This is a genomic window from Chloroflexota bacterium (assembly GCA_020850535.1).
GTDB lineage: Bacteria > Chloroflexota > UBA6077 > UBA6077 > JACCZL01 > JADZEM01.
Genome location: JADZEM010000037.1, coordinates 1 through 6,334, shown reverse-complemented (window position 1 = coordinate 6,334; position 6,334 = coordinate 1). Strand labels below are relative to the sequence as shown.

The following is a 6,334-nucleotide window of genomic DNA, read 5'->3' as shown; positions in this document are numbered from 1 at the left end:
GATCAGCGCGAAGCAGGGCGGTGAGGCAGCGGCCCGGGTGGACAGTTCACTCCTCAACTTACCTGGCATAAGTAACACGGGAGTGAGGGCGCATATTTCAGCCGGTGTTGCCTGCGGGCGCCGCGGGGCATGGCCCACGGCACGTATCCCATCGTTTCAGCGCGACGAAGCGATGTGCTCCGGCGTCGCAGCGCGACGCCAAGATCGTAGGCGGGGTTGAACCCCCAAAGACCGTTCAGGTTGCGAGCGAATCCGGAGACACGTCGGGGGATTCATCCCCCGACGCGGTCCCTGATTGCTGCCACTGGGTCACGCGCGGCCCGCTCTGAACGGCATTGGGTTTCACCCCCGACGGACTGGCTCGACCGGTTCTCCCCTGCGGTGCAACGCCCGAACAGGCGATTGCCCTGGAGAGGGCGTCCACCTACCGGCGCACGTCCGCCACGTTCTACCCGAGGCCAACGTATCCCACGAGGCGCGCTCGCGTGTTACAGCGGCTGACGGGCTCCCGGCAGCAGCGGGCCAGCAATCGCCTCTGAGATCACGCGTAGCTGCTCCACTTGCTCGGGCGTCAGCCGATCGAAGAGGTGCTGGCGGACGCCGGCCACGTGGCCCGGTGCGGCGGCCGCCAATGCTGCATGCCCGGCCTCCGTCAGCACAGCAAAGGTGCCGCGCCGGTCCGTGGGGCAGACCATCCGCTGGACCCAGCCGCGCTCTTCCAGCCGCCCGATGGCGTGCGTCAGCCGACTCTTGGAGAAGCGGAGCAGATCCGCAATCTCGGTCATACGCAGGGAGCGCTCCGGCTGCTCGGAGAGGACCACCAGGATGCCGTAGTACGTGTGGGGCATGTCGGCGGCGTGCTGAAGCTCGCGGTCCAACTGGCCCATCAGGAGCTGGGTCGCCAGCAAGAATGCTCGCCAGGCACAGGATTCGCCGGGAGTAAGCCAGGGGGCCGGCGCAGAAGAGCGCAAGGCCGGGCGCCCGGCCGGCCGCTGAGCTTCCGGGGCGGCGGCAGCAGGAGCAGAGGAGCACACGTCACACACGAGAGTAGTGTAGCGCGAGTGCCGCCACACCGGGGAATAGTTGAACGTTCAACACTGTTCCGTCACACGGGACGCTGATATTGAACATTCAACTACCTACGGTTCAACGGCCGCTGCCCGATCCTCTCCCCCAAAGGAGCCTGCTGATGACCTACGCCCTCTGGACGGTTCAGGTGGTACTCGCGGTGTTGTTTCTGCTGCTTGGCGGCATGAAGGTGATCACCCCGCTCGATCAGTTGTCCCAGATGATGGGGCTGCCCGGCGCGCTGATCCTGTTCATCGGCGTCTCGGAGTTGCTGGGGGCCGTCGGGCTGATCCTGCCGGGCCTGCTGAAGATCAAGCCCGGCCTGACCCCGCTGGCGGCGGCCGGCCTCACCATCATCACCCTGGGCGCAACGGGCCTGCACATCATCCAGGGCGACGCGACGATGGCGCTGTTCCCGCTGGTGGTGGCCGGTCTGGCAGCGTTCGTGGCGTACGGTCGCTGGAAGCTGGCGCCGCCTGGCGCTCGGGCGGAGCGGCGCACGCTCCAGTCAGCCCGCTAACCGCCCATCGAAGCTGGCAGAGACAGGTCGCCCCCGCTCTCGCCACGAGCGGGGGCGACGCTTGTGTGCGGTTCAGCCCTCGGCGTCCTGCTTTGCCACGGCGGCCTCGGCAGCCGCGAACCCGATCCGCGAATGGGTGCCATCGCAGAACGGTTTCCTGGTCGAGCCACCGCAGCGGCAGAGGAACGATTTGCTCCCCTTGGTGGCGATGGGCTGGCCGCTGGGTGAGACGAGTTCAAGCTCACCTTCCACCATCAACGGACCGTTGTCGAGCGGAACGATCTTTACCGCCATCTGACTGCCTCCTGCTCGGTACGTCGGCCTGCACGGCTGGGTGCACCGACGCCTCGTCAGGATAGCGTCGGGCCGGGCCGCCAGCAACGCTACGGCCGAGAAGCCCCTCCCCAACCGCTGCGCGGCGCGACTATCGGCTTCGCCGACATCCTCCCCCTTGCGAGGGAGGGGGTCGGGGGGTGGGGGCTTGTACCGACGTCAGTGATAACACGTCATCAGCCTCCGCTCTGTCAGACGCGGATGCCGCAGTAGCCGCAGTAGCGCGCTTCCGAGGGCACCTGCCGGCCGCAGGTCCGGCAGGTGATGAGGTCAACGCTGCGCCTGCCTGCGCCGTCGGCCGCGTCGTGCAGCCGACGCAGTGTTGCCTGCGCCTCGGTCACGATCCGTGAGACGGTCTCCCGCTCGCCGGGCCATGCGTCGAACTGGGCGCAGCCGGCCTCATCGAGATAGCCGGCAGACCGCAACGCGCCAACCTGGATCTGCGGCAACGTCGGGCCACCGGTGATGGGTTGCCCTGGCGAGCGTGCCGCCACGGCGGCCTCACGCGCCACATCATCCAACAGCGCGAGCACGCCGGCCCGGTCCGCCAGCCCCTGCGGCGAGAGGCAGCGAACCCAGCGCAGCAATTCGTACTGTTCAGCAGAGGACTCCCCGGCCTCCACCAGCAGTTCCAACGTCGAAGGGAGACGCACTATCAGCCCCGCCTCTCCGCTCAGGCTGGGCCAGCCGCGCCGGCCGCGCCGGCCGCGCCGGCCGCGCCGGCCGGCCGTGCGCGCGAGCGACGAGGTCGTGCGGACGCTTCAGGGGCCGGGGCAGCATCCTCGGCGGGCGGCTGCAAGGCGTGCTGGAGGACTTCCTCTGCCGTATCCACGAACACCACCTCAAGCTCGTCGCGCAATTCTGCCGGCACGTCCTCCATAAAATCGCGCTCGTTCTGGCGCGGCAGCAGCAGCTTCTTGATGCCCGCCCGGTGGGCCGCCAGCACCTTCTCCTTGACCCCGCCAATGGGCAAGACCTTCCCGCGCAGCGTCAACTCGCCGGTCATCGCCAGGTCAGAGCGGACCGGGCGGCCCGTCGCCAATGAGGCGAGCGCCGTCAGCATGGTGACGCCAGCGGACGGGCCATCCTTCGGGATCGCGCCCGCCGGCACGTGCAGGTGGATGGTCGCCCCTTCGAAGACACGCCCATCCAGTCCGGCGCAGGGCGGCACCGCTGTCTCAGGAGCCTTCGCCCTTGTGCCCTTGCCGCCCTTCCCGTTCTGGGTCGCTGCGAGCGGGCCACCGAACGTGCTCCCGTACGCACGCACGTAGGAGAGGGCCGCCTGCGCGCTCTCCCGCATCACATCCCCCAGCATCCCGGTCAGGATCAGGCGCTCGTCGCGGCTGGGGATACAGGTCGCCTCGACGAACAGCACGTCGCCGCCGGTGGGCGTCCAGGCGAGGCCCGTCGCCACGCCCGGCCGCTGGGTGCGCTCGGCCACCTCATCGATGAAGCGCAGCCGCCCGAGATACGTCACGACGTTGTCAGGCGTCAGATGGACCGGCTCGGTGTTGCCTTCGGCGATCCCACGCGCAACCTTCCGGCAGAGCGTGGCGATCTCCCGATCCAGATTTCGGACGCCGGCCTCGCGGGTGTACCCTCGGATGACCGTCCGCAACGCCTCGTCCTCAAACGAGAGTTCTTCCGGGTGCAGGCCGTGGGCCGCCAACTGCTTCGGCACCAGATACGTCTGCCCGATCTGCACCTTCTCAGCGTCGGTGTACCCCGAAAGCTGGAGCACCTCCATCCGGTCCCGCAATGGGGCCGGGATGGTATCCAACGTGTTGGCGGTGGTCAGGAACAGAACCTGAGAGAGATCGAACCCGACATTCAGATAGTTGTCCGTAAACGAGTTGTTCTGAGCCGGATCGAGCACCTCCAGCAGCGCGGAAGATGGATCGCCGCGCCAGTCCGCACCGACCTTGTCGATCTCGTCCAGCATGAAGACCGGATCGCGGGCCTCTGCGCGGCGGATCGCCTGGATGATCCGCCCGGGCAGCGCACCGATGTACGTCCGGCGGTGCCCGCGAATCTCGGCCTCGTCGTGGACGCCCCCGAGTGAGATCCGCACGAACTTTCGCCCGAGCGCCCGCGCAATCGACTGCCCGAGACTGGTCTTGCCGACGCCGGGCGGCCCCACGAAGCAGAGGATCGGCTCACGGGCCACGCGGTCCGTGGGGGTCTCGGACTGGGTGTTGGGGGCGGGCGTCTCGACGCTGCCATCCTCCACAACCTCGGCCGCGAGCGCCTGCCGGTCCTGCCGCAGCTTCTTGACCGCGAGATACTCCAGGATGCGGTCCTTGATCTTCTCCAGATCGTAGTGGTCCTCATCCAGGATCGCGCGGGCCTTCGGCACGTCGATCTCGCCGCCGGTCAGGCGGCTCCAGGGCAGCGAGGCCATCCAATCCAGGTAGGTCCGGATGATGCCGTGCTCCGGGGAGGCCGGCGGTACGTTCTGGAGGCGGTTCAGCTCGCGCTCGGCCTCGCGACGGGCCTCTTCGGGCAGGCCGGCCGCATCGATGCGCTCACGCAACTGAGACGGATCACCGTTCTGATCCTCTTCGCCCAGCTCTTTGCGGATCGCCCGAAGCTGCTCGCGCAGGAAGTACTCGCGCTGCGCCTTGGTCATGCGCTCGCGCGTCTCGGTGGTGATCTTGTGACCCAGCTCTCGGATGGCAAGCTCGTGCTGGAGCAACTCGACGAGCCGCCGCAGCTTGGCGTCCAGCACGTCCTCTTCCAGCAGCGACTGGCGGATCGGCCCGGGCAGCGGGGTGGTGGACGCCACGAGATAGACCAGTTGGCGGGGATCTTCGAGCGCCTCGGCGGCCGGCGTGATCTCGTTCGGAAGTTCGTCCACCAGCGGCACCAGCCGCCGGAATAGATCGAGGACGGCTCGCCGCAGCCCCTGCGTCTCGACACCAGACGAGGGCGTCTCCTTCGCCACGGTGACGTGCGCCTTGAGGTACGGATCGGTCTGCACGAAGTCGCCCAGGCGGACGCGCTCGATACCCTGGATCATCAGGCGGATGGTGCCGTCTGGCGAGCGCACCATCTGGTGGATCACGCCGGCCGTGCCGATGCGGTGGATATCGTCCGGGCCGGCCTGCTCTGGAGTGTCCGAGGTCTGGGCCACCAGCGCAACGATTCGATCACCACGCATCACGTCGTCGATCAGCTTGATGGAGCGCTCTTGCCCGACGAACAGCGGCATGACGGCGAGCGGGAAGACGACGGTCCCGCCACGCAGGGGCAGGACCGGCAGCGTGTCTGGGATGACCGGGCCGGAGGATTGCCCGGCCTCAGCAGGATCAAGGACAGCAGCGTCGCCATCGAGGGAGGATTCGCCGCTCACGGCGTCGTCGGTGGCGGCTGGCGCGTCGTCGGTGGCGGCTGGCGCGTCGTCGGTGGCGGCTGGCGCGTCGTCGGTGGCGGGCGAGACGGGCCGCCGGGCAGCGTCGCCGTCACTGGCCGACTCCGGCGTTTCAGCCACCTTGTCGGCCTCGTCGTTGGCGACCGCGCGAGGCTCATCCTGGTCAGGTCGTTCAGGATCCATTGTCGTCTCTCTCTGGCTGGCGGTCTGATCCCTGGTGCTGTGGTCCCTGGCTTGCCGGCCGGGCAGCGGTCGCATCGACGGGCCGGCTGACGGGGATGGGCGTTGGGCGCAGCGGGACGCTCCGCTTAGGCAGCCGCAGTTCGAGGAGGCCGCGCTCGTAGCGGGCCTCCACGAGGTCAGGGTCAATGGTGCTGGGCAGGGGCAGTTCCAGCCGTAGCTGGCCCTGGCGAATCTCGGCGGCGTGGTAGACCCCGGCGGCGTGCATGGGCGGCAAACGGCGCTCGCCTTCCACGATCAGGGCGTCCTCGAAGAGGAGCACGTCCAGTTCCTCATGATCGACACCGGCCAGTTCGGCCAGCACGATCAGCTCGGTGGACGTCTCGATGATGTCGCACGGGGGCCGCCAGGCCGGCTGGCCCATACTGACGCTCGCAGTATGAGGCTGCCAGGCGTCTGCAAGCGGCCGTGGGCGTCTGGCCGCCATAACGATCGCGTAGCGATAGCCCAGACGGCGGTAGCGCATGGGATGACTCCAGCGAGTAGGCAGGAAGTGGGAAGGTGTGACAGGCGTAAAGGGTTCTGGCAGGAATGATACCGCGCTCGGGGGCAATGGTCCTGGACCATGTGCAAATGCGCTTGTCACCGGGTGCGGACCGGAGTTCTGCATGCAGCTTCGGAGGTTTCAACCCCAAGACCGTTCAGAGCGGGCCGCGCGTGACCCGGTGGCAGCGAGCAGCGACCGCGTCGGGGCTTGAAAGCCCCGCCTACCATCGATGCGTCGCGCTGCGACGCGGTCGCTCATCCCTGGTACGAGCTGGTGCGTCAAGTTCGATGTTTGGGGACTGCACGGATGCGCGGTG

Annotated in this window: 6 protein-coding genes; 1 reads left to right on the top strand and 5 read right to left on the bottom strand. The window is 68.1% G+C overall.

What is annotated here, in order from left to right; genetic code table 11:
* Window positions 1-488: 488 nt before the first annotated feature.
* Window positions 489-887 carry a MarR family transcriptional regulator gene (locus IT306_06060; protein ID MCC7367965.1) on the bottom strand — a complete coding sequence of 133 codons (399 nt, stop codon included), beginning with the start codon at window positions 885-887 and terminating at the stop codon, window positions 489-491.
* 302 nt (window positions 888-1,189) lie between these two features.
* On the opposite strand from IT306_06060, the gene IT306_06055 reads away from it, so the two are divergent.
* On the top strand, window positions 1,190-1,588 hold the full coding sequence (locus IT306_06055) for a DoxX family protein (protein ID MCC7367964.1): 399 nt from the start codon (window positions 1,190-1,192) through the stop codon (window positions 1,586-1,588).
* A gap of 72 nt (window positions 1,589-1,660) precedes the next feature.
* On the opposite strand, the gene IT306_06050 is transcribed toward IT306_06055, so the two are convergent.
* The 4 genes from IT306_06050 to IT306_06035 form a co-directional block, all read right to left on the bottom strand.
* A complete protein-coding gene (locus tag IT306_06050; protein ID MCC7367963.1) occupies window positions 1,661-1,882 on the bottom strand; it encodes a CDGSH iron-sulfur domain-containing protein in 222 nt (73 codons plus the stop codon).
* A gap of 230 nt (window positions 1,883-2,112) precedes the next feature.
* Entirely contained in the window at window positions 2,113-2,556 is a 444-nt protein-coding gene (locus IT306_06045; protein MCC7367962.1) for a zinc ribbon domain-containing protein, read from the bottom strand.
* A 38-nt stretch (window positions 2,557-2,594) separates the two neighbouring features.
* Window positions 2,595-5,474: an endopeptidase La gene (gene lon, locus IT306_06040; GenBank protein MCC7367961.1), complete on the bottom strand. Its 2,880-nt coding sequence runs from the start codon at window positions 5,472-5,474 to the stop codon at window positions 2,595-2,597.
* Window positions 5,464-5,997: an Hsp20/alpha crystallin family protein gene (locus tag IT306_06035; GenBank protein MCC7367960.1), complete on the bottom strand. Its 534-nt coding sequence runs from the start codon at window positions 5,995-5,997 to the stop codon at window positions 5,464-5,466. Before IT306_06035 ends, lon begins: the two co-directional genes overlap by 11 nt.
* Between the last annotated feature and the right edge of the window lie 337 nt (window positions 5,998-6,334).

Bases quoted from the DNA above. Each gene is read 5' to 3' on its own strand.
- IT306_06060 (MCC7367965.1), bottom strand. From the start codon at position 887: ATGGGCCAGTTGGACCGCGAGCTTCAGCACGCCGCCGACATGCCCCAC.
- IT306_06055 (MCC7367964.1), top strand. From the start codon at position 1,190: ATGACCTACGCCCTCTGGACGGTTCAGGTGGTACTCGCGGTGTTGTTT.
- IT306_06050 (MCC7367963.1), bottom strand. From the start codon at position 1,882: ATGGCGGTAAAGATCGTTCCGCTCGACAACGGTCCGTTGATGGTGGAA.
- lon (MCC7367961.1), bottom strand. From the start codon at position 5,474: ATGGATCCTGAACGACCTGACCAGGATGAGCCTCGCGCGGTCGCCAAC.
- IT306_06035 (MCC7367960.1), bottom strand. From the start codon at position 5,997: ATGCGCTACCGCCGTCTGGGCTATCGCTACGCGATCGTTATGGCGGCC.